Here is a 24587-nt window from a genome sequence, read left to right on the forward strand (position 1 = left end):
GAGTGAATAATCAGCAGCTTTAGTTCGCGACGATGTTGACGAGGCGGCCTGGGACGACGATGACCTTGCGGATGGTGTTGCCATCGGTAAAGCTCTTCACTTTTTCGTCGGCGAGGGCGAGGGCTTCGACTTCTTCTTTAGAAGAATCTTTAGCAACCGTGAGTTTGGCGCGGACCTTGCCGTTGACTTGAACGACGAGTTGGATTTCAGATTCGATGAGGTATTCTTCGACGTATAGAGGCCATGCTTGCTCGGAGAGGAGTTCGCTGTTGCCGAGTTGTTGATTGATTTCCTCGGTGATGTGTGGGGCAAATGGGTTGAGGACTTTGAGGAAATCGACGAGTAGGCTCACTGGGATTTTCTCTGCCTTGGTGAAGGCATTGGTACAGATCATCATTTGCGAGATCGCCGTGTTGAAGGAGAGAGACTCGATGTCTTCGCCGACTTTTTTGATGGTTTCGTGGACGACCTTGAGGAGGGCTTTATCGGAAGTTTCTTCGTTCACAACCTTTTCAGAAAGTTGCCACTCGCCGGCTTGGTTTTGAGTGAAGACGGCGCGCCAGACTTTGCCGAGGAAACGCGATACGCCTTCGACGCCTTTCATCTGCCATGGTTTCACTTGAGTGAGTGGGCCCATGAACATTTCGTAGAGGCGGAGTGAGTCGGCTCCATATTGTTCGACGACTTCGTCTGGATTGACGACGTTGCCAATGGATTTGGACATTTTCTGTCCGTCTTCGCCGAGGATGAGGCCTTGGTTGACGAGCTTTTGGAAAGGTTCCTTGGTGGAGAGATGACCGAGGTCGTAGAGAACTTTATGCCAGAAGCGGGCGTAGAGAAGGTGGAGGACGGCGTGCTCGGTGCCGCCGACGTAGAGGTCGACGGTGGCGCCTTCGCCACTCCAGTAGGTTTCTGCTTCTTTAGAGATGAAGCGCTCGGAGTTGTTCGGGTCACAGTAGCGGAGGTAGTACCAGCAGGAACCAGCCCATTGTGGCATGGTGTTGGTTTCGCGCTCTGCGGTTTCGGAGTACTTGATCCAATCGGTCGCTTTGACCAAGGGGCCACGTGGGTCTCCGGTGGGCTTGAAGTCGTCCATCTCTGGTTGGAGAATGGGAAGTTCGTCTTCGGAGACGACGGAATGCTGGCCATTTTCCCAAAGGACAGGAAAGGGCTCACCCCAGTAACGCTGGCGTGAGAAGAGCCAATCGCGGAGTTTGAAGTTGGTCTTGAAGGTGCCTTTGTCGTTGTCGAGCAGCCACTGGATCATGGCTTTCTTGGCGTCTTTGGTCTTCATGCCGTCGAGGAAGCCGGAGTTTACGGCGACGCCGGGCGTAGATTTTATTTGACCACTGTTAGGCTCTGCTTGGTCAGGATTTTGATCAATAACTACTATGCGGATATCGATTCCAAATTTTAGAGCAAACTCATAGTCGCGTTCGTCGTGCGCCGGAACGGCCATGATGGCGCCGGTGCCGTAGCCCATCATGACGTAGTCAGCGATCCAGACGGGGATTTGCTCGCCGTTGACTGGATTGGTGGCATAGGCGCCAGTGAAGACACCAGATTTGTCTTTGTTGAGGTCACCGCGTTCGAGGTCGGACTTGGACGCGCAGGCAGTGATGTAGGCGTCGACTTCTGCTTTCTTCTCTGCTGTGGTGATTTTTTTGACGAGTTCGTGCTCGGGTGCGAGCACCATGTAGGTCGCGCCGAAGAGGGTGTCTGGACGGGTGGTGAAGACGGTGACTTCATTGCCCTCGATGTCGAATTTGACTTCAGCGCCGGTGGACTTGCCGATCCAGTTGGTCTGGAGGGCTTTGATGGAATCTGGCCAATCGAGTGGCTCGAGTTCGTCAATGAGGCGCTGAGCGTATTTGGTGATACGGAGCATCCACTGCTTGAGTGGGCGGCGCTCGACGGTGTGACCTTTTGCCTTCCATTCCTCGACTTCTTCGTTGGCGAGGACGGTGCCGAGGTCGGGTGACCAGTTGACGGGTGCTTCGGAGATGAAGGCGAGGCGCTGGGCGTCGATTTCTTCGCGAGAGAGGCCTTTGGCTTCGAGCTCGGAAATTGGCTTGGCTTTTTTGTCGTCTTCGCAGAAATAGGAATTGTAGAGCTGGATGAAGAGCCACTGAGTCCACTTGACGTATCCTGGGTCGGTGGTGTTGATTTCACGGTCCCAATCGTAGCCGAAGCCGAGGGACTTGAGCTGTTTGCGGAAGTTGTCGATGTTTTGCTCGGTAGTGATACGCGGGTGTTGGCCAGTCTTGATTGCGTATTGTTCCGCGGGTAGACCGAAGGCGTCCCAACCCATCGGGTGGAGGACGTTAAAACCATTCATGCGCTTGAAGCGGCCGAGGATGTCAGTGGCGGTGTAGCCTTCTGGGTGACCGACGTGGAGACCGGCGCCAGATGGGTATGGGAACATGTCGAGGACGAAGTACTTTGGCTTGGTCGCGTCGAAATCCGCGTCGCCTGGGTTGGGCGTGCGGAAGGTTTTGTTTTCATCCCAGATGGATTGCCACTTTGGCTCGAAGACGTCGAATGGGAAAGGTTTCATAGCGTTTGGTAAGGTAGGGATAACTGTCTTGAGTTATCTACAGAAAGTTGATGCAGAGCTGTGTAGCGGATGTGGGACGATGGTAAAGAAAAACCTAAGGGTGTGAGGAATTGAAGGGCTACTGTTGTTCTGGAATATCTTCGAGAGCTTTTGCTGGGAGGCTTTTGATGTGGATATCGGTTTGTGGGAAAGCGATTTCGATACTGGCTTCGCGGAATGCTTCATCGATTTGGTAATGGAGTTCGCTTTGGGTGCTGAGGAGGTATTGGTAGTGGTTGACGAAGCCACGGAGGACGAAGTTGAGCGAGCTGGCACCAAATTCTTGGAAGAGCACATCAGGTTCAGGGTCTTTGAGGACGTGTGGGTGTTTGGAAATGATTTCGTGGAGAATTTCAGTGGCTTTCTGTGTGTCGGAGCCATAGGCGATTCCGATGGGAATTTCGAAGCGGAGGGTATTGTCGCAGAGCGACCAGTTGATGAGTTGGCCAGTGATAAATTCTTTATTGGGCACGAGGAGTTCTCGGTTATTGAATTGTTGGATGGTGGTGGCACGGATTTTAATTTGGCTGACTCGGCCAGTGACATCGCCAATGGTGACGATGTCACCAAGTCTGACTGGTCGTTCGAAAAGAATGATGAGGCCGGCGACGAAGTTGGCAAAAATTTCTTGGAGACCAAAACCGATACCGAGAGTGACAGCGGCGGCGAGCCATTTTACACTGCTCCAAGTGACGCCGACCTGAGCGAAGGCCGCAAGGATTCCGCTAGTAATGATGAGGTAGCGTGAGACTGTGGTGATAGCGTAGTTTCCACCGGGCTTTAGATTGATCCTACGGAGGACGCTAAGTTCAAGCAGACCGGGAATGTTTTTGGCTGCGACGAGGGTGAAGGCGATAATGAGAATGGCTCCAATAATGTCACCGAGGCTGATAGAATTGGAGAAGAAGGTGGAATTATCGTCTGAGGATTGGGTGGCGCTGGTAATGGACGAAACTGGGTTTGAGTTAGCAGAAGATGAGTTTTCTTCTGTTTGTGCATCGGAGGAGTAAGCTGGATGGTGAGATTGAACGACAGTGACATTATCAAGAGCGGTGAAGGCGGGTAGCACTGGCGACCAGATATTCCAGAGGGCTATCATACTGATGACTGTAGTGAGGAAGCGTATGATACTTTTTGTTTGTGTTGCGATGGCCTGAATATCAACGGAGTTGGCTTCAATTTCTTCGATGGATGGGATGTCGTTGGAGTTTTTGCTTCCTTGTTCAGCCTTAAGGGCTTCGTGTTTTTTACGGGCTTGGTGTTTTGCAAAATTGCGGCGGGAGATGAGAACCCAACGTGAGCTGAGGCGAGCAAAAATACTGATAGAAGCGATGAAAACGATAGTGATGACAGTGTGGTCTAGGAGGGTCTGGACGGAGGCAATGTAACCGATGGCATAACCAAGGAGATAAATGAGAGGGGTGAGCACACCGATGGAGTAGAGGGTTTTGAGTAGCCAATTTGGGGTGTGTTCACTAGCTAGAAGGCGTTTGCTAGGTTTGAGTAAGCTGTGGGCAAAGTATAGGCAGAGAGCCATAGCGAGCATGAAGCTGATGCGCCCTGTAGGAGACATGCTGGCTGAGTGTAAAGAGTAGGAGAGGAAAAGCAGCGATGGGATGGCAACAAGCGCCCACGCTGTATGGAAATGAAGGAGTTTAGTCTTGTGCTTTTCTGTGCCGAAGTGGGACTCTAACAGTCCGTATTGGGTGGCGATAATGTTAAGGAATGAAAGTAAGGATACGCTTATGGCAGCGGCGAAGAAGCCGGAGCTCCAATTGACGGGTGAGTCGCAGCGCCAGGCGAGAAAAAAGAGGGCGAGAGGGAGCAGCTGGGAAAGAAGTAGAGAAAGGACGGTGGAAAAGAAGGAGGGCGCGATGGTAAGGCAGTCGCGATGCTGCGCTCTAGAGGCGAGCTTTTCGAGGGCGCGCTTGATTTTAGAAGTGAAGAAGAAAAGGATGATGAGGGGAAAGAGGACTGCGATCCACAGTAGAGGGGATTTTATGATGTCGCGGCGAAGGCTTTTAAAAAGTGACTCTAGTGAGGAAGGGGAGAACAGTTTTATAATAGCAGAGAGCTCTGTTTTGAATTCTCCTAATTGAACAGGTTTGATACTAGGGATCCAGAGAAGTCTTTCGTCGAGGTAGTAGGTATAGGATTGTGTAGTGTTGAGAGTTTCGCGGGTGATTTTAGCGAGTTCGTCGAGTTTGGAGATGTATTTCTCGTAGTTGGCTTCGAGGGTGTCGGTATCTTGATGGTGAGGTTCAAGGCTATTGCTTAGATCGAGGAGAGTGATTTCGGCATTAGTGATCTCCACATTGACCTGATCGAGTTGTTGCTTAAGTGAGTAGACTGTAGGAAGTTGGGAACGCTGTTGGCGGAGGAGTTGGCCAGTTTTGGCGTCGATTGAGAGACCAGCTGACTCGATGAGTTGAATGCGTTTTTCGGCATTGGCTCGATAGTTAGTGACGAGGTCTAACTGGGCCTGAGTCTTTTTAATTTTCTGTTCTGTCGTTTTGATGTCTTCGATAACTGAGGACTCAAGCGACTCAGTGCGTTCAGCATCGATGGTTTCTGAAACGAGAGCTTTATTATCGGACTTTTGGGTCTGGGCTAGGCTTGTTAGGGAACACACTAACAAGAGGATTAGTGTATGGAGTGTCTTGTTTGAAGTAACTGATGACATTGTGAAAAAGGGTAAAGAAGTGCTGAGAGTTTTGGTTAAAACCAGTTTTTCTTTTTAAAGAATACAGTGAGGCTGAGCGCGATGCCTAGTAGCAGAGTCATGAAAATGGGGTAAGCTGCAGGGTGGTGGATCTCGGGCATGTAATCGAAGTTCATGCCATAGATACCGGCGAGAAAGGTGAGAGGGAGAAAAATAGCTGACACGGCGGTGAGTACTTTCATCACCTCATTCATGTGGTGGCTGGTAGTCGTGTAGTAGAGCTCGAGTAAGTTTGATGCCTGTTCGCGAAGGTATTCAGTGGCTTCCACTGTTTGAGTGGTGTGATCGTAGAGGTCGCGAAAGAAAAGGGTGCTGGATTCAGCGATGAGGTCTGAGTCTGAGCGAGTGAGGCGCGATGCTATATCGCGACATGGTTGAGTGAGTCTGTGGAACTGCGTAATGCGCCGACGGGTGGCGTGGATGATGGGGAGTGTGAGAGAGTGGTTCGACTCAATGAGGTCGTCTTCGAGACCATCTAAGTGGTCTGCTAGATTGTTGACGTAAAGAGTATTGTAGTCGGCGATGGCGTCTAAAATGGCCCAGAAAAGATAGTCGACTCCTTGTTTTCTGATTCTTCGTTTGGGGGAATTAAGGCGTCTTAAAATATCGCCCAATAAGGAATCAGGTGCTTCGCTAAACGTGATTAAAGTGTTTTCTGTAAGGACTAAACAGAAATGTTGAAGACGCATTTCTAAGCCGTCGACAGAGTTGATCGGGATGTTGGTAGAAACGAAGATAGAGTCTTCGAGCTCTTCGATTTTGACACGGCTGTCGGTGTTTATGATGTCTTCGGCGATCAGGGCGTGCAGCTGGAACTTATCGAAGAGAGCAATGGTTTCAGGGCAATAATTGAGGTTTCTCCAATGGATCCAGGTGTTTTTTTTGTCAGGGTTTTGAGGGAGGTCATTGACGTTTTGAAGGTCACATTGATGGAGGTCGGTGGCATTATAGAGGATACATGTGCCGATAGCCTCGTGTTCATGGAGCTCAGGAAGATGGTCTTCGGTGAGGACTTCATGGGCTACTTTATGTGAGATGAGGTCTTGGAGTGACATGGGGTAGAGCTTAAGAGATGCCTCCGTTAGAGTATCAGCCTACTGAGCGAAGTCAAAAAAATGCCCTAGGAAAAAAGGATCCCAGGGCATTTGGAAATGAAAGAGAGTGAAGTGATATTGGCTGTTAGATAGTATTTTTCCAACGAGCGACTTCGGCTTTGACGTTCTCGATGCTTGGGGCGCCTGGGTTGGTGCGTGCTTTGAGAGCAGTTTCTAGTGAGAAAACTGCGCTTGCGTCAGCGCCGTAGTGTTCGGAAATTTTAGTAAGGTCGATCTGATCGAGAGGAGTCTTGGACTCGACTGCGACTGCGACGGCTTGGCCGACGAGTTCGTGGGCGGAACGGAATGGGACGCCATTTTTGACGAGGTAGTCAGCGAGATCTGTTGCGAGGAGCATTGGGTCGGATGCTGCTGCTTTACATTCTTCAATATTGACGGTCATGTCGGCGATCATTTCTGCATTTACAGCGAGGGCAATCTTGATGGTGTCTATGGAATCGAAGAGAGGTTCTTTATCTTCTTGTAGGTCGCGGTTGTAGGTGAGGGGGAGACCTTTGGCAGCGGTAAGAAGTGAAACGAGGTTACCGTAGAGTCGACCAGATTTACCGCGAGTGATTTCGCAGACATCTGGGTTCTTCTTCTGAGGCATAAGTGATGAGCCAGTGGTGTGGGCATCGGAAAGGGTAGCGAAGCCGAACTCGCTGGAACACCAGAGGATGAGATCTTCTGAAATGCGGGACAGGTGAGTGCCGATGAGGGCGAAGTCGAAGAGTAATTCCATGATGTAGTCGCGGTCAGAGATGGCGTCCATGGAATTGGTGGTGACTCTATCAAAACCTAACTCGTCGGCGATTTGTTGACGGTCGAGATTGATAGTGGAGCCTGCGAGAGCACCTGAGCCGAGAGGTGAGACATTGACACGTTTTCGGGCGTCAGTGAGACGATCGATGTCGCGGGCGAACATTTCGACGTAGGCGAGAAGGTGATGGCCGACGGTGACTGGCTGGCCGCGCTGAAGGTGGGTGTAGCCAGGGATGACTGCATCTGCGTATTGTTCTGCTTTCTTTAGAAGAGCTACTTGAAGTTCTTTGACTTGCGTGGTGATGGTGTCGATTTCTTCACGGCAGTATAGGCGAGTGTCGGTAGCGACTTGGTCGTTGCGTGAACGAGCAGTGTGGAGCTTTCCTCCGACGGCGCCGATGCGCTTAGTGAGCTCGGACTCGATGTTCATGTGGATGTCTTCGAGCTCGATTGAGAAGTCGAAGTTGCCGGCATCAATATCTTTTTCGATGTCGCGCAGGCCTGATTCGATTTGTTCGAATTCGTCTTGAGTGAGAATACCTGCTTTGACCTGTGCACGAGCGTGAGCAATGGAGCCCGCGACGTCGTGTTTATAAAGTCTCCAATCGTAGGAGATGGATTCGCCGTATTGTTGTACGAGGTCTGCTGTTGCTTTTGAGAAACGTCCTTTCCACATGCCGTTGGTCATACGGGGGAAGTAGTTTGAGCGCAAGGCAAATGCGGGAGGTAGACTGGGAGTTCTAATCGTGGGCGTTCGGTTTTCTGCGGAGGTTCTTTTTCTGGGAGTTGTGTTTTTTATTTTTGAGCATCCTGTTTTTGGAATTGCGCGAGCGGGGGCGATTGGTGCGTCGCTTCTTTTCTCTGGCGTCGCGTTTTTCAGCGGCCGCTTTTTGGTAGAGGATCAGTAATTTTTTGATAAGTTCTTGGCGTGCGGCGAGGCGGTTTTGTTCGCGCGATCGGTCAGATTGGCATTTGATTTCGATGCCTGTGGGCGAGTGTTTGAGGTAGACGCAGGAGGCCGTTTTATTGATTTTTTGGCCACCGGAGCCTGAGCCTTGGATAAATTTTTCAACCAAGGTCGAGGGCGGGGCGCCGAGTTTGGTGAGTTGTTGTTCTATGTCTGGAGATATCGGCATTTTGGAGCGTTGTGGTGTTTGGAGGGGGTCTAAGGGGGATTGGAGTTGGAGCTTTCAAATAGTTTGGAGAGGACTGTTTTTTGTAGTAACTTCCAGCTTAGTCAGCTATCCTTAAATCAGTCATGAATAATTACTTAACTTCACTCGGCTAAAGGAATCACATGTTTTGTGAGAAAACAATGGTAGTAGATGCTCGATTTTCCTCTGAAAGGTTAGGCTGCGAAAGGATTCATAGTCATGACTATTCGGTGATCGCGGCTGTTGAAGGCGGTACGATCCAGATGAATATCGTAGATCGCATTTTGGACCTTAACAAAGGAACGATTTGCTTCATTCCTGCCGGGTTTGTTCATCGAATTCTTTCGACTTCTATGGACTTTTCTGGAGTGCATGTCCTATCGATGGATTGTTCCATTTTAGCTTCTTCAGGGGATGAAGCGGCTCCTAGAAACCTAGTTCATGATGAGAAACTGTATCGTCGTTTTGTTCAATGGATGCAGGATTACTATGATGCTGACGAGGCGATGAAGGGTGCACTTACTGGTTCCATAATGCAAATCTTGGAACAATGTGGTGTCGATCTGAGTAATGAGCTTAAAGAGGACGAGCTGACTTGTATTCATTGGGTGCCTTTGAGGCTTAAGAAAATGATGGATACTGGCGTAGGCGCGGATGCTTGTTTTCGACATATCGAAGACAAGATGCCTTTTTCAAAAGAACATTGTAATAGGTTGTTTAAGAAATGCTACGGGACTACGATTCAGGCATATTCTCTGAACTCCCGTACTGAAAGGGCTAGGTTACTTTTGAAGAGTGAACTTTCTCTTTCAGAGTTAGCTGCTGAGGTCGGTTTTTACGACCAGAGCCAGTTTACCAAGGCGTTTAGAAGTATTTTTCAACTGACTCCCGCGGCCTATCGCAAGCAGCTGCGTGGAATTCTCGATCAGTCTGGTACAAGAAATATCTGAGGGAATTGATTATTCATACCCGCATGACGCCATCAGAATCAGAACACAACATACGCATACGAGAACAATTCACCAAGCAGGCGATTCCGTTTACTTTACTGAAGGGACATCTTGATTCAGTTGATCTTCTTATCACGCTTTCTAAGGTCGATTCTAATGACACAGTGTTGGATGTGGCATGTGGGCCTGGCATAGTGGCTTGCGAATTCGCTAAAAAAGCAAAGAAGGTGACAGGGATCGATCTAACCGAGAAGATGATTGAAGAGGCTCAACTTCGGCAAAGATCAGAATCTCTTTTCAATATGGATTGGCAGGTTGGCACAGCAACGAAACTGCCATTTGAGAATGATACATTTTCAGTGGTGATTTCTCGCTATACATTCCATCACTTCACCAGCCCTTCTTCGGTTTTGTCGGAGATGATTCGTGTCTGCAAGCCCAACGGGCGTGTGTTGATTGCAGATCCGGTGCTTCCTGCGCAGTGTGTCGATGCTTATAATGAGATGGAGCGGTTACGGGACCCTTCCCATACTCAGGCGCTATCGGACGAAGAATTTGACTCTATGTTAGCCTCTTCGGGTCTGGTTGACATACAGAGGTCTGGCTACGAAGTTGAGATGGAGCTTGAGCGACAATTGGCAGCGTCGTTTCCTAATCCTGGAGATGATGAAAAGTTAAGAGACATTTTTCGTGCAGACCTCACTGGAGACCAACTCGGGATAAAAACCCGATTGCTCGATGGGGAAATACATTTCACCTACCCAATATCGATTTACGTTGGCATTAAAGGTCTAGGTGCTGGTGTGTAGTGTAATGTTAGCGATTGGCCAAGAGTTCGCTTTGGGCATGATTCTGTTGGCTGCAGTAGTATTCAAACTTGAGTTTAGTTAATCTGTCGCTGGTAAGCAAGTTTGCCCGTGACGGATTTTACAGCATATGAACGCCTGAGAATATTTTAAGGTGTCCATTTTTAATGGGGCGATACGCTACTGAATCGTCGATAAAACTAACGTTGACTCGTGAGTTTCCGTGATTAGGCTGCGCACATGTTCGCAGGCACGCATACAGCTATTATTACACCTTTCCGCGATGGTAAGGTCGACGAAGAAGCATTCCGCCAATTGATCGAAAAGCAGATCGAAGGTGGTGTTCAGGGGATAGTCCCCGTTGGAACTACTGGTGAGTCGCCGACTCTGGATGCCGATGAGCATCTCGAGGTGATTCGCATGGCTGTGGATGCTGTAGCGGGCCGGATCAAAGTGATTGCCGGAACTGGTGCAAACTCTACATCTGAAGCGATTCATTTGACTGAAGAAGCTGAAGCGATCGGAGTGGATGCATCATTGCAGGTGACTCCATACTACAACAAACCGTCTCAAGAAGGGTTGTACCATCATTTTCGCGCAGTGGCTGAGAGCACTTCTTTGCCGATTATGCTCTATTCAGTGCCAGGGCGTTCAGTAGTGGAGATTGCTCCAGAGACTGCAGCGCGGTTGGCTGCAGATTGTGATAATGTGATTTCTATCAAGGAAGCGAGTGGTTGTGCAGAGCGTGTGGATCAACTCAAAGCTGCGCTTCCCGAGGGTTTTGAAATTCTTTCAGGGGATGACCCGATGACTATTGAGTTTATGAAACGCGGTGCTTGCGGTGTGGTTTCAGTGGCGTCGAATATCGTACCAGATAAGGTTTCTGAGCTAGTGAATGCGATGCTCGCCAATGACGTGGCAAAAGCTGAAGCGATACAAGAGGAATACTTTGACCTCTTGAGTACCTTGATGAGTGTAGATACTAACCCGATGCCAATTAAAGCAGCGGCGGCGTTGATGGGTCTTTGTTCCAATGAAATTCGTCTGCCGATGCTTCAGCTTGATGGTGAACAGCTCGAGCAAGTGCGCGTTCTTCTGCAGAAGTATTCTCTCGTCTAACCATTTTCAAAGCATTTCAAATTATGACTAATCTTCTCATTCTTGGACGTTCTGGCCGCATGGGGCAGGCTCTTATCGAAGCTGCTGAAGCGGATGCGAATGCCGCAGTAGCAAAGACGCACGATCACGACGAAAACCTAGCGGAAGCATTCGCTGGGGTAGACGCAGCGATCGATTTTACTGTACATAGCTTTACTGAAAGTGTGCTTGCAGAGGCGCTTGAAAAGAATGTGCCCTTGGTGATCGGGACTACTGGTCACAGCGATGAAGAAAAGGCGCGTATCGTAGAGGCTTCCAAGAAGCTTCCGATCGTATTCGCAGCGAACTATTCGGTGGGAGTGAACACACTTTTCTATTTAACTCAGAAGGCGGCACAGATTCTTGGTAATGATCGATTCGACATAGAAGTGACTGAAATGCACCACAAACACAAGATCGATTCTCCATCTGGCACTGCACGTCGGTTGTTAGAAATTCTTAACGACGAAACGAATACTACCTATCAAGACGATGTGACACACGGTCGTGAGGGTAACATCGGTCCTCGACCGTCGAAAGAAATCGGGATGCACACGCTTCGTGGTGGTGACGTGGTGGGTGATCACACAGTGATGTTTGCTGCTGATGGTGAACGTGTGGAGCTGACGCATAAGGCATCGAGTCGCATGACTTTCGCAAGTGGCGCCGTGCGTGCTGCGATTTGGATTCAAGGCAAGCCGGCTGGTCTCTACGACATGCAGGATGTCTTGGAGCTTAAGTAAACATTAAAATGTGATGGGGCGATGGCTTTACGCGTTGGTTTAGCACTGGGTTCAAACCTAGGGAATCGCCTCAATAACATCAAGGTGGCGCGCAACATGCTGCGCGGTATAGTCGATCCTGAGTCGCTCTATCTGCAGGCTCCGATCTATCAAAGCCAGCCAGTGGATTGCGCCAGCGATGACCCGGATTTTTATAATACGGTCATCGAAATTGATTACATTGGGGAGCCCTATGATCTACTGCGAATGACTCAAGGGGTGGAATTTCACATGGGGCGAGAGGCGGTGCATGCGTATAATGCACCTCGGGTGATCGATGTAGATATTTTGTATTTTGGAAGTGGGGTGATTAAAGAAGAGATTTTGACGATTCCGCATCCACGCATTTTAGAGCGGCGTTTTGTGTTGCAGCCGTTGAATGATATCCGGCCACATTTGATATTACCTGGTGACACTGTTACTATTTCGGAGCACTATGAGCATCTCGATTCCGATGAACCACCGCTGACATTGGTGCAGTCAGTGTGGTAACTTTTTTGTAGATTATGAATCCAAGCCAAGAGAAAGCTGAGGCTCTACGAGCTCGAAAAAACAGGAAACGCATTTCCTGCCTTACTGCTTATGACTATCCCACAGCTCGTTTGTTAGACGAGGCAGGGGTGGATGTACTATTGGTTGGTGATTCCCTTGGAATGGTGGTTTTGGGTTATCCAGACACGACGCACGTAACGATGGATCATATGCTGCACCATGTGGCGGCGGTGGCTAGAGGCAACCAGAACGCGCTGGTGGTGGGTGATTTGCCGATCCATTCTTATGATACTCCTGAGCAGGCGTTGGAGAATGCCAAGTTGTTAGTAGCTGCGGGTGCTGATGCAGTGAAGCTGGAAGGTGGAGTGCGCCAGGCTGAAAAGGTGAAGCTTATTGTGGATGCGGGGATTCCCGTGTTTGGTCATATGGGTATGCTACCGCAGCGCGTATTAGAGGAGGGTGGCTATAAAAAAAAGGGGAAGTCGGAGGAGGAATTTGAAGCTATTCTTGAGGGGTGCCATGCTTTAGAAGATGCGGGAGTTTTCGCGATCGTTTTAGAGAGTGTAGTCGCTGTGACGGCTGAGCGTCTGACAGGTGAGTTATCTGTTCCTACTATTGGGATTGGCTGTGGTGAGAAAACTTGTGATGGAGAGGTGGCGGTGATCACTGACTTAGTTGGTGGTTACCCGTGGTTTGTTCCACCTTTTGCAAAGCCGCAGACTGATATTTCCGGCGCGATCACGCAGGCTGTGGAGTGGTATAAGGGGCAGGTGTAATTGTATTTGTTGAAATGGGGAGAAGATTAAAAGGTGAAGCTTAATTGATCGCACTTGTTTTAATCGGTGGTGCCATTTTTGCTATTTTGGGAGTAGTAGCTCAAATTGGCCTGACCCCGTAGAGCTGTGCAGTTCTACGGGGTCAGGCCAGCTCAAAAAAAAACGATGGCTCGGAAGCCATCGCTTAACACATAATATTCGCTTTCAGATTCGCTTTCTATTTTTTTGCGCGGCGCATAATAAGAGAAAGTCCGCCAATGCTGAGAAGAGCTGCTGAGCTCGGTTCAGGAACAGCGCGAAGTTGTAATGCGGTGATGCGGACACCATTTGCACTTGAGATGATTGTGAAATCCTGCGTTGCAGCATCGGCAGTGAAGGTTCCGATAGCAGAGTTGAGATCAGTACCATTCCCATTAGCATTTAAAATGAGATCACCACTGCCTGTAGTGCTGGTTCCGCTTGCTGTGACTGTCATTGTACGTGTGGTTACATTATTAGCAACAAACCAATACTGAATGGCGTATTCTTGCCCTGTAGTTAATCCAGAGAAACTGCGTGTAAAAGTAGCGCCAGTATTAGGAGCAAAATCGGTAGTTTCGAGAAGTGCTTGATACCCTGGATCGGAACTAGTGAAATCGGTGAAGAATGGGCCAGCACCGTTACTTAGCAAAGTATCTGTATTGGTGAATGTTACGCCATTGACTGTAACATTACCTGTGTCATTAGTAGCGTTAAATGCCTCAACTGTAGTACCTGCGTTCAAAACATCGGTTGGATCTCCTGTAGTTTTGAAACCAGTCCAAGTGATAGTAGCAGCTTGGGTAGCTCCAGCTGCTAGTATAGTTATAGCAGCAATACTTTTTATTTTTTTCATACTTTTTATTAAGTTCAATTACCCCTTAAAAATTGGTTTTTAAAATTTTCGGGTGACGCATTTATATAACTTTGTAGAATTGAATGTATAGTCGCCAGAACTGTTGACATTTATACGGATGGTATAATTATTTGTTTTTTTAATTTACTCGTAATCTAAGGAAAACCTTACCTTCTAGTTCTAAATTATGTAGATTGACAGATACTTCTTCTAATTCTGGATTGTTGCTTACGGGGTTCACAGATATATCATTAGGTATTTCACTTTCAGCTAGTTCCGACCAAGACTCTAGATCTGAGCTGTATTCGATAACTTGAGAGGTAGCTAGCGTAGAGTCTATTCTCCTTACGAAGTGGTAGGTGCGACTGCCATCAGACTCTAATGTTACTTGTGGAAGAATAATTGTGTCATGAGAATTTGGATCACCATTCAATACAAACTCCATTACATTTGGGATGTTATCTTGATCTTCATCCGCATCTTTATCTGTAGTTGTTGGGATTGGCTGGTTTGCAATCCAGGTATCGTAGATAGCCCCTAAGTCTCTGAGTTGATATGCGGTAAGGCGAGGCCCGCTGCTACTCGCAGCCATTGCAATACTTTGTGTATTATATCTCGCTATAAAAGTTCCGGTCGCATACGTTAAGCCATTTAAGACAGGGTTACCTGACCCATCGGAGTCAAAACTATCAAGGGTCATGGTTCGAGGCTGCGCACTAGCTGCATACCAGACTTGTACAAGATAAGGTCGCCCTACCTTGAGATTTTCAAAGGTAATTACATTTTCGAAATCTGTTCCAGAGTTCTTGAAGTCTACACTAGAGAGTAAAAGATCATAGTTAGCATCTACGTCACTTGGCGTCCAGCCATCTCCAGAGAAATCTGAAGATAAATCGTCTCCACTCGAAGTAAATTCCACGTCGTTAACTAGAATAGTTGGGTTCATAGCAGCAAATGAGTTGCTTGAATTATTAATCGCTATGACGGTATCACCTGCATTATTTACATCTAATTCACTGGTCGAAATTGGAGAAACAGACCATTGAATTTCAGCCCGGAGATGCTCTAGATTTACGATAGATTCCAATAGAGATGATAGCTCCGAGACTTTGGCTGATTCACTATTGTATAAATTTGTTGTTTGGGATAGATCGTTACTCAAATCATAGAGCTGAGCGGGGGGGGCGCTTGCCGAAACAGAGCCATTGATAATATCGGAATTAATATCTCCAGTGAAGTTGGTGGAGCGAGGACCAGACATCGTATGAGAAGTGACTCCGCCGTTCCAGCCTCCAGAACCTTGCCCACTCAGATAGGCCCAGTCTCCTTGGCGTATGGTCAATAAATTACTCCTAAGCGGAGTTGCAATAAGGTGGTCTCGAATTTGACTGGTAGGGTTACCAGTAAAAGCTTCGGACATATCAACCCCATCGATGATCTCGATGCCGGAGACATCGATATCGGAGAGAGCTGCAAGAGTAGGAATGAAATCCACGGCACTAATAAGCTGGTCAGAGACCGTGCCCGCAGGAACTTTATTAGGCCATTTAACGATAAAAGGAACGCGGTGACCGCCCTCCCAACCGTCACTCTTAAAGCCTAGTAAATCCCCATTAATACTGTGCCCATTGGCAAAGGCGTCCGTCCGAGCGGTTTCGTTGCCCATCCCCCCATTATCAGCGGTGAAGATGACTATAGTATTATCATCAAGCCCTTCTGCCTCCAGCTTATCTAAAATCATTCCTACAATATGGTCTAACTCATGTAGAAAATCACCATAGAGGCCTGCACCGCTTGTGCCCTGGAATTGAGGTGCGGGTGTGAAAGGGTGATGAATATGTGTAGTCGAGAGAATGAGGAAGAAGGGGTCGTCTTTATTCTGATCGATCCATTCAATGGTCTTGTCCGCGAGGTGGAGGCCTACTTCATAGTCTCGGTAAAGAGCATGGGCTGCCTGTGCGCCTCCGATGTCATCGACCTTATTCTTCTCATGAATGGGATGCTGAGTATAACCTTGGCTCCCGGCACCTTGGCTGTAATCGAAGGGGTCGTAATCGGGAGAGTTTGGATCGTAGACATGCCCTACCACATGGTGGTTTTCGACATAAACGAACGGAGGATTACTGTTTACGACAGGAACTCCATAGTAGTAGTCGAATCCCAGTTCCAAGGGGCCCGGCTTGAGTTCAGCATTCCAATCGACTGGATTAGAATTTTGAAAGCCAAGATGCCATTTACCAATGATCCCTGTGCTGTAACCGTCTTGCTGGAAAACATCGGCAAGAGTGGTCGTGTCTTCAGGGATAATCAGACGATTTCGCAAGAAAATCGGGGTGTAAATATTGTCACGAAACGGGTAAATCCCTGTGAGGAAGGAATATCGCGAGGGAGTACAAACTGCTGAAGGAGAATGACCGTCGGTGAATTTCCTCCCGTCAGTAGCGAGACTGTCAATGCGAGGCGTTTGAATAATATTGGGGTCTGCCCCATAGCAACCAATATCACCATAGCCTAAGTCATCAGCATAAATGATGATGATGTTAGGTTTGTCATTCTGAGCTAGGCAAGGCTGTGCGAGCATGCTGACTAGGGAAAACCCTAGGAGTGAGGTAGTCATTTTCATAGTTTTTTTGGGAATTTGATATCGTTTAATGGAGCTGATGTAATGGCTCTTAGGATACCTCTTATTTTTTTGTAATAATTTGAAATTTAATTATATGCATTACTCGTTAAAGGTGCTGTTTGCCAAAAGGAACGAAAGGTTTTACAGCGGGTGGCGAATGGGAGTGGGAAGCCCTTACTTTGATTTAAAGACAAGATAAGGGCTTTTGATTGAGTAGAATGCTGGAGACTATTGGTTCTCAATATGAAATAGCTCACTGATAGTTTGAGCGTCTAAGGCAATGTTGTAGATCGATAGTTTGTCGATCGCTCCGGCATAGAATGAACTCCCATTTTCGGAACCGATGAATGCACTGATGACCCCACTCATGGCGGATGTATTGCCAGTGCCACTTTGGAAGAGTGATCCGTTAAGGTAGATTGCCATTTCGCCAGTGATTGCATTTTTGGTGAACACCCAATGGTTTAGCCCGTTTTTGAAGGAGGAAGCGTCGGCAGTTGCGTTAATGCGGTCTCCTACACCAGCATCCCAGTAGACTTGTGAGTCAGACCAGGGAAGGTGAATATTGAAGACGCGGTTACCGGCACTATTGAAGGCCGAGAAGATAGAATCTTTTCTCGCTTGGGTGTCATCACCATCAATCCACATCGAAATACTGATCTCATGAGTAATTTCGCTGAACAAATTGGCAGGAATGGAGACCTTTGTGTCAGTGCCATTGAAGCTTAGTGCTCCAGTCTCCCATGTTCCATTGGTGACAATGCCGTTGTAGCCATTACCTGAGCTGTCTTCGGCAAGGGTGCCAGCTTCCTCATTGAAGTTCCACACCGCAAGTGGGTTAAAAAAGCCTTCATTGTAAAGGTTGGTCACTTCGGTTGCGGTTAATGCAGTGTCATACAGGGCGACGTCATCGATCGCTCCATCATAGAAGAGTGAGTTTATCGCTGAGCCAATAGACGCATTGGTGATGCCTTGGATGGGAGTGGTAAATCCAGCCCCTTGATGGAAAAGAGCTCCATTCACATAGATGGCCATTGTTCCTGTGGTGGCATTTTTCGTGAATACCCAATGATTCCACTGTTCTTTGAAGGTGGTTGCATTTGCGGTGAGGTTGATTCGATCAACGCTTCCTGACGCATCTCTTCCAGCATCCCAGTATACTTGTGAGTTATTCCACGGGAGGTGGATATTGAGTACACGTTGCCCAGAGGCGTTAGTAGCATAGAAAATCGAGTCTCTGCGTGGCTGGTTCGTGTCTCCATAGATCCACATGGCAACCGAGATCTCATCACTGATTCCGGAGAAGACACTGTTAGGTAGTTGCACGGTGCTGCTGGTACCATTGAAATCGAGCGTTCCATCACCCCATGTTCCGTCAGAAACCGTAGCATCATGTCCATTGTCTGTGATATCATTCACAATGTTCCCAGTTTCTTCATCGAAGTTCCATCGAGCAACTGGGTTCACTTTTTCGTCAGCCTCCACGATGCGTAGAGAGAAATTTTCACCTACGTTGGAGATCGTGTCGAAGTCCATGCTTCCGTCAGAATGCACACCCATGCGCTGATAATCCGCAGGCCCATCTGGGAGCGTTAAGTAATAAGTGCCTCCTGCGTGACTACTAGTCATTATTGAATAGTAAGTGTAGACTCCTGAGCTTGAGGTTGCCTGCATGTCTGGACTAGACGTGTTATCGGTGCGAAGGCGTGGCTTTACTCCCCCTGCGGCACGCTGGATATGGTAGTAGCCATTTCCTTGAGGAACAAATTTCCAACGTGTGTCGTCATTGTTCACGCCAAGAGAGGTGGTATAAGGGGTTTCACTATTCCCGTCGGCGGCGATGCGGAATCCATGCGTCGGATTCTCAATGTGGTACACTTTATCAGGATCAGGAGTGAAAGAGTTAATCGAAATTCCATTCTCAAATAAGTAATTATCTACAGCTTCTAACTGATCATACACCCAAGGATAGACAGTCGTTACAGTCCTATTAAATGAGCCTCCCCAGACTGTCATTCCACCTGCCAAGAGGGCTTCCTCATGCCATTGATTTAAATCATCCTGTTCCCACGCTGGAACTGGTCCATAATCCCAAGCTGTGGTTGATAATTTAGTCATAAAATGTCCTACAATATTGTCATCCCAAGACCATGCACCACCGGCATGAACGTAACCGTTAGTTTCCGTCATACGAGTTATGTGTTGGTAATTTCTGTAAAATGCGCCATTCTCTTTACTCGCGTGATCCGTATTTCCTCCAAAAGCATGTCCAAAGGTGAAATCATCTCCACGAACCGCATGAGCGTAAGGAAAGCTGTCGTAATTAACAGTGCTTCGACCATTATTGAACGCTACCGCAATATCATCGTTACCCGCACGAGCCGCATCTGCAAATGCCAAATAGAGTCTCTGATCATCTTCATTACCACTTGTGGGATTATCTCCCTGGGCTGCCATTGAGCCCTGCGCATCATCAAATACCCAAGTGTCGATTTTATGACCATAGGTCAGAGAATAATGTTTCAAAATGAACTCAGCATAACAAAACAAGTATGGACGATCTGGATACCCGTCCTTGGTATGGTAAGATTGGCTGTTAATAAAAGCCTGAGCTGTCGCGTTGGTATCACACCAATTTTTCCAACTTGCTACAAATGCTTCGTGCTGAGTTCCGTTGGTTCCTAGAAAGTTTTCACAGTTCGTGTAAGCCCTTACCATACAGCCTGCACCTCGTATTTTATCGATGTAACCTTGCATGGTATTATCGTTAGTAGCAGGGAAACAATCACTATATCCTGCTAAGCCACTGAGCAATGGAACGGGAGCAAAGTGATTAGCTGATGCGCTCGCTCCACTGGTGAAATTTATTCCCCAACCATCTATTGTCTTTAGGCTTAGTAGTCTATCGTCCAGTAATGAGGGATGGATGTTCCCCCACCACGTTCCTCTGTATTTCTGAGCTCGGTCTCCTGGGTTTTGTGCATGTGCAGTAAAACTGGATGCAGAAATCAAGGTGGTAATTAGAAGTGTAATCGCCCTTTGGTTGGTAGTTGCTTTTTTTGATAATGGAGTATGCATTTTTTTTTCGAGTGGTTTTTTTAATGTACTCATTATGAATCAATTGAGGGGTTAAATGAATCAATTGAGGTTTCGTTTTAGCAGGGGAAATGTCACAGTTGTGAATATTAAAATAGAGGCGTCATGTTGTTAGGGGGGTGACGCTTAATGTAGTTCTATAAATTTTTTGATGTGATTGGGTTGAGTTTTTTACTTCCTAGTTAACGAGTCATGAGCCTCTACCTCTATTAGCAGGTTGTACTAGAGTTTGTGTTGTGAACTCCTCAGGGAAGTAGTTAGTTCACGTTATCTGTTCTAACTGGCTAGGATCACAGTTAACGTGCATACAATACGAAGTGTGTATTAGTTTATATTATGGTTAATGATTCAGGTTTTTTGAAGGGGTGTATATTGGGGGTGAGTCTTATACTATCAATTGTAATTGATTGGGTAGTCACTCAATCTGTGGACACGCGTATTCTTTAAATTACTGGTTGGAAATGTCTCGACAGCTATAGTCTTAACTTTATTTTATCTCATTTATTCACTGTAGTGCATTTCTGCAATGATCTAACATTGTGTATAACGTTGTTATATGAATAATATGATTAATTACGTATCAAAGTGCTTAAAAAACTGATCAAATATTTCTTGCTCCTTGTCTTCAGTACAGGAGTGCTTGAATTGGGGGAGGCTTCAGAAGTTAAGGCGTTGGATGTCAAGCATTGGCCCCTTGTGCGTTTAGAAGAACGACTTAAAGCGATCAATTTAGAGCTGGGGGAGCTAGCTGAGATGACTCTTCGCAATGGGGTAGGCAATTATGGTTGGCAATCGAAGGCTCGGAAAGATCCGCAGAGTGATGAATGGGTACAGATCGAATGGAGTGCAGAGCAGCCTATAGATCAAATCATATTGATACCAATGCTGTGGCGGGATCCTCAAGAAAAGGTTCAATCTATTGGGTTCCCTTCTGAGTTTGATGTTGTGATAGGTAATGGGAAAAAAACAGAGGGGACAGTCATCGCCTCTTTTACAGAAGCGGATAAGGTCTTACCACGCATAGCTCCCTTGATTATTCCTACAGAAGGCCGATCGGCTTCATGGATTCGTATTCAATGTAGTAAATTATCTCTAAGTGGCATCGAGGGGAAATATGCCATGGGTTTTTCAGAAGTCATGGTGATGCGTGGGGAAGAGAATATCGCGCTTCATCAGAAAGTAACTGTATCCTCCTCTCAAAGGACGATTGTTCGTACTGGGTCGCCAAAAGTTTCGGTTGTGGATGGGCATACACCTTATCTGATGGATGCCGCTCAAGGGAAAAAAAGCTCAGCCTATGTTGCCTTTTTAAATAAGAAATTCTCGTATTCACTTACTCTTGATCTTAAGGAAACCTTACCAGTCAATCGTATCCATTTCCATAGCTGCGACATTGTTGAGACTATTCCTCGTCTTCAGCACGGAGATTACGCAATACCTCTTGAAATGGTGGTGGAGGGTGCAACGGATGCTGATTTTTCTAATGTAGCAGCCCTTGCGAAGTATAACCGGAAAAATATTTATGCCACAGGCCCCATTATTATTATTCCTTTTACTGAAACTCTGTGCCGTTATCTGCGCATACGTATTATTCAACCTTACCAAGCACCAGAGGCTTCAGGGGTGATGCGTTGCGTTGGTTTTACTGAAGTTGAGTTATTTTCCAAAGGGGATAATGTTATTCGAGGAAAGAGTTTTACTGAAAATCTAGAAAAGGGACTTAGGCATGGTAAAATAGAATCTCTGACCGACGGACGTAACCATTTTGGTAATATTCAGCCAATACGGGAATGGCTTAATCAACTTGCTATGCGCCATGATCTTGAGAGAATGAAGTCTCTCATCCAAACAGAGCTCAATCAACGGTACGACAGTCAAAAACGTAACCATGAACTTTTAAAAAAGTCACTCTTCAGCTTTGTTGTAGTTACGATAATTATCGTCGCTATTCTTTGGTATAATCGTAAGCGAGCTATCGCGCAGACCCGCATACGTATCGCTGCGAATCTTCACGATGAACTTGGTGCGAATCTTCACGCCATTGGTATGTTAGGAAATTTAGCGAGAGAAGAAGCAACTAATAATACGAAGCTACAAGATGTTATTTCTCGAATTACTCATTTATCTAATCAATCAATAGCGGCCACTCGCTACTGCACCAATATGATTGAAGCCGAGCATCTCTATCAAGACGTCGTGGAAGAGATGAAACGGCTTTCGACCCGCCTCCTCGCCGATACGGATTCAGAGTTAATCTTCGAAGGTGAAGAGCATCTTACCCGGTTAAAACCTCGTGCACGAATAGGCGTGTTTCTTTTTTACAAAGAAGCGCTCACCAACATTCTTAGGCATGCTAAAGCCACTAAAATCCGCACACATCTCACAGCCTCCCGATCCCAACTCCAGCTTACTGTAGAAGATAACGGCTTAGGAGTAGATGGAGGTTTGCCTGCTTCCCTAAAACGTCGAGCCCTTCTTTTAGGTGGTAAAATAACTAGTAGCAAATTATCACCCAACGGAACGCATATTTCACTCACCCTTTACTATTAATCTAATTATGCCAAAACCCACCCAAGTGTTACTCATAGAGGACAACAAGGAATACCGGAAAGTGGTTGAACTTGCCTTACAAGAGGACCCCGATATCGACCTAATTGAGCAGTTTGGCACGGCTGAATACGCATTACGCCACCTTGAAAATAACCCTTCTCAGACCATCGACCTTTTTCTACTCGATCTCAACTTACCTCAGATGAGTGGACAAGAAGCTCTCCCTTTGATCAAGAAGAGGGCTGCTGGGAGTAAAATCATCATTTTGACACAATCTCTTAAAGAAAGCGATGTTCTCCTTGCGATCCAACAGGGGGCGGATGGTTATCTCACTAAGTCGACTTCTGTTAATCAATTAAAGGAAGCTATCTTAACAGTGATGCAGGGTGGAGCCTCCCTTGATTGGCGTATTGCGCATTTTCTTGCAAACCAGTTGAAGAGTGAATCACCAGTGATTCAAATAGAGAAAAACCTTTCCGGTCGTGAAATGGAAATTCTTAGCCTTTTAGCTGAAGGTCTTGTTAAAAAAGAGATCAGCGATCAGCTTGGCATAAGCTATAGTACTGTCGCGACATATATACGCCGTATCTATGATAAGCTACAGGTGGTCAATGCCGCAGCTGCTGTTAACAAAGCTCATCAGCTTAAGTTTTTCCGTAAGAAATAAAATATATGGAGGTGTTTTGACGTTTTGGATCTGATACTCAGAAAGGCTGAAATAAGAACGGTGACACCTTTATAGAAAAAACTCTGACCAGAGGCCAGAGTTTGAAAATGTTTGAGTACACGTAGATTTTAACGCGCAATTCAAAGTGGTAAGGGGCGTAGCGCTTGCGCGAGACAACCATTACCGGCGAGTTTGATGAGGGGGGCTAGCCTTTGACTTCTGCGTAGGCCCAGTCGAGCCATGGGATTAAGGCTTCGAGGTCTGTGCTATCAACAGTGCCACCACACCAGATTCTGAGGCCTGCTGGGGCATCGCGGTAGGCGCCAATGTCGTAGGCAGCGTCTTCAGCTTCGAGAAGTTTAACCATAGATTTTACTTGGTCGGCTGCAAGGTCGAGAGTGAGGCAGACGGAAGTGGTGGAAGCTGTAGCTGGATCGATAGCTAGGTTATTGACCCAGTCGCGTTCAGCGACGAATTTCTCGATCACGGCTGCGTTGGCAGATGCGCGGTCAATCATTGTTTTGAGTCCGCCGATAGATTCGACCCAGTTGAGGGCATCGATGTAATCCGCTACTGCGAGCATGGATGGTGTATTGATCGTGGCGCCTTTGAAGATGCCTTCGATGATTTCGTCACCTTTGGTGAGACGGAAAATTTTCGGTAGTGGGCGTTCTGGCTTGTAGGTCTGTAGGCGCTCGACTGCACGAGGGCTGAGAACGACCATTCCGTGTGCACCTTCACCACCGAGAACTTTTTGCCATGAGTAGGTGGTGACATCGAGCTTCTCCCATGGAAGATCCATTGCAAATGCTGCTGAAGTGGCGTCGCAAATGGTGAGGCCTTCGCGCTCGTCACTGATCCAATCTGCATTTGGAACGCGTACGCCAGAGGTGGTTCCATTCCATGTGAAAACGACATCGTTGGCTGGGTTGACCTGAGTGAGGTCTGGTAGGACGCCGTAGTCAGCAGTGATTTCGTTGACGTTTTCGAGCTTGAGCTGCTTAGTCACATCTGTGAGCCAGCCTTTACCGAATGATTCCCAGTGGCAAACATCGACGTCGCGTGCACCGAGAGCGTGCCATAAAATCATTTCGACGGCACCAGTGTCAGATGCTGGGACGATGCCCACGAGATAGTCATCTGGAATGCCGAGGATTGTCTTGCTCTTGTCGATAGCCTCTTGGAGTACTTTTTTGCCAATTGCAGAGCGGTGTGAGCGTCCGAGACAATCTTGGTTGAGGTTGGCAACATCGTAGCCAGGTCGCTTCGCGCATGGACCTGAAGAGAAGAATGGACGGGCTGGTTTGGTAGTTGGCTTTGACATGAGAATAAGAAGTCAGAAATAGTGTGCTCAAGTGCTACATTCGAGGGGTGGTGGAGTCAAGCGGGGTGTTGAGTAGGTCTAAAGGCAAGAGTGTCATATTGCTGCCAGTCACCTGCTGCGAGTGTTTGTTTTATGAGATGTTTTCATTTGGGTTGTCATGCGTGTTGTTAGTCGTATTGTTT

The 24587-nt window shown here is 47.3% G+C and carries 17 protein-coding genes; 8 read left to right on the forward strand and 9 right to left on the reverse strand.

All coding sequences use genetic code 11. The features are described from left to right. Window positions 1-19 precede the first annotated feature (19 nt). The 5 genes from leuS to ACFPK9_RS11580 form a co-directional block, all read right to left on the reverse strand. Complete coding sequence (leuS, locus tag ACFPK9_RS11560) at window positions 20-2557, reverse strand: leucine--tRNA ligase (protein ID WP_377095054.1); 2538 nt, start codon at window positions 2555-2557, stop codon at window positions 20-22. Window positions 2558-2675: 118 nt separating this feature from the next. Next, entirely contained in the window at window positions 2676-5279 is a 2604-nt protein-coding gene (locus ACFPK9_RS11565) for a mechanosensitive ion channel domain-containing protein (RefSeq protein WP_377095055.1), read from the reverse strand. A gap of 35 nt (window positions 5280-5314) precedes the next feature. Beyond that, a complete protein-coding gene (corA, locus tag ACFPK9_RS11570) occupies window positions 5315-6373 on the reverse strand; it encodes a magnesium/cobalt transporter CorA (RefSeq protein ID WP_377095056.1) in 1059 nt (352 codons plus the stop codon). A 124-nt stretch (window positions 6374-6497) separates the two neighbouring features. Further along, window positions 6498-7919, reverse strand: a complete 1422-nt coding sequence (gene argH, locus ACFPK9_RS11575; RefSeq protein WP_377096629.1) for an argininosuccinate lyase — start codon at window positions 7917-7919, stop codon at window positions 6498-6500. Continuing rightward, window positions 7915-8310: a peptide chain release factor family protein gene (locus ACFPK9_RS11580; RefSeq protein WP_377095057.1), complete on the reverse strand. Its 396-nt coding sequence runs from the start codon at window positions 8308-8310 to the stop codon at window positions 7915-7917. The genes argH and ACFPK9_RS11580 overlap by 5 nt, the downstream gene beginning before the upstream one ends. Window positions 8311-8471: 161 nt before the next feature. On the opposite strand from ACFPK9_RS11580, the gene ACFPK9_RS11585 reads away from it, so the two are divergent. From ACFPK9_RS11585 to panB, 6 genes are all read left to right on the forward strand, one after another. Beyond that, a complete protein-coding gene (locus ACFPK9_RS11585) occupies window positions 8472-9278 on the forward strand; it encodes an AraC family transcriptional regulator (RefSeq protein WP_377095058.1) in 807 nt (268 codons plus the stop codon). A gap of 23 nt (window positions 9279-9301) precedes the next feature. Then, the gene (locus tag ACFPK9_RS11590; RefSeq protein ID WP_377095059.1) at window positions 9302-10087 is read left to right on the forward strand and encodes a class I SAM-dependent methyltransferase; all 786 of its coding nucleotides are present in this window, start codon (window positions 9302-9304) and stop codon (window positions 10085-10087) included. 237 nt (window positions 10088-10324) lie between these two features. Beyond that, entirely contained in the window at window positions 10325-11203 is an 879-nt protein-coding gene (gene dapA / locus ACFPK9_RS11595; protein ID WP_377095060.1) for a 4-hydroxy-tetrahydrodipicolinate synthase, read from the forward strand. A 23-nt stretch (window positions 11204-11226) separates the two neighbouring features. After that, complete coding sequence (gene dapB / locus ACFPK9_RS11600; RefSeq protein WP_377095061.1) at window positions 11227-11964, forward strand: 4-hydroxy-tetrahydrodipicolinate reductase; 738 nt, start codon at window positions 11227-11229, stop codon at window positions 11962-11964. A gap of 21 nt (window positions 11965-11985) precedes the next feature. Then, window positions 11986-12495: a 2-amino-4-hydroxy-6-hydroxymethyldihydropteridine diphosphokinase gene (folK, locus tag ACFPK9_RS11605; RefSeq protein ID WP_377095062.1), complete on the forward strand. Its 510-nt coding sequence runs from the start codon at window positions 11986-11988 to the stop codon at window positions 12493-12495. A 14-nt stretch (window positions 12496-12509) separates the two neighbouring features. Next, on the forward strand, window positions 12510-13271 hold the full coding sequence (gene panB / locus ACFPK9_RS11610) for a 3-methyl-2-oxobutanoate hydroxymethyltransferase (protein ID WP_377095063.1): 762 nt from the start codon (window positions 12510-12512) through the stop codon (window positions 13269-13271). 217 nt (window positions 13272-13488) lie between these two features. Here panB and ACFPK9_RS11615 read toward each other — a convergent pair whose 3' ends face one another. The 3 genes from ACFPK9_RS11615 to ACFPK9_RS11625 all read right to left on the reverse strand — a co-directional run bounded on the left by ACFPK9_RS11615 (window position 13489) and on the right by ACFPK9_RS11625 (window position 19846). Next, the gene (locus tag ACFPK9_RS11615; RefSeq protein WP_377095064.1) at window positions 13489-14145 is read right to left on the reverse strand and encodes a PEP-CTERM sorting domain-containing protein; all 657 of its coding nucleotides are present in this window, start codon (window positions 14143-14145) and stop codon (window positions 13489-13491) included. A 139-nt stretch (window positions 14146-14284) separates the two neighbouring features. Next, window positions 14285-16768 (reverse strand): sulfatase family protein, encoded by a 2484-nt coding sequence (locus tag ACFPK9_RS11620; RefSeq protein WP_377095065.1) that lies wholly within the window; start codon window positions 16766-16768, stop codon window positions 14285-14287. 228 nt (window positions 16769-16996) lie between these two features. Continuing rightward, the gene (locus ACFPK9_RS11625) at window positions 16997-19846 is read right to left on the reverse strand and encodes a LamG domain-containing protein (protein WP_377095066.1); all 2850 of its coding nucleotides are present in this window, start codon (window positions 19844-19846) and stop codon (window positions 16997-16999) included. 603 nt (window positions 19847-20449) lie between these two features. Between ACFPK9_RS11625 and ACFPK9_RS11630 the strand changes: the two genes are divergently transcribed. After that, window positions 20450-22414, forward strand: coding sequence for a sensor histidine kinase (locus ACFPK9_RS11630; protein ID WP_377095067.1), 1965 nt, complete (start codon window positions 20450-20452; stop codon window positions 22412-22414). Between the two features lie 7 nt (window positions 22415-22421). After that, window positions 22422-23081: a response regulator gene (locus ACFPK9_RS11635; RefSeq protein ID WP_377095068.1), complete on the forward strand. Its 660-nt coding sequence runs from the start codon at window positions 22422-22424 to the stop codon at window positions 23079-23081. 205 nt (window positions 23082-23286) lie between these two features. Here ACFPK9_RS11635 and ACFPK9_RS11640 read toward each other — a convergent pair whose 3' ends face one another. Next, entirely contained in the window at window positions 23287-24405 is a 1119-nt protein-coding gene (locus tag ACFPK9_RS11640; RefSeq protein ID WP_377095069.1) for a phosphoserine transaminase, read from the reverse strand. Window positions 24406-24587: the final 182 nt, after the last annotated feature.

The sequence above is a fragment of the Rubritalea spongiae genome, assembly GCF_042652385.1.
GTDB classification, from domain to species: Bacteria; Verrucomicrobiota; Verrucomicrobiia; order Verrucomicrobiales; family Akkermansiaceae; genus Rubritalea; species Rubritalea spongiae.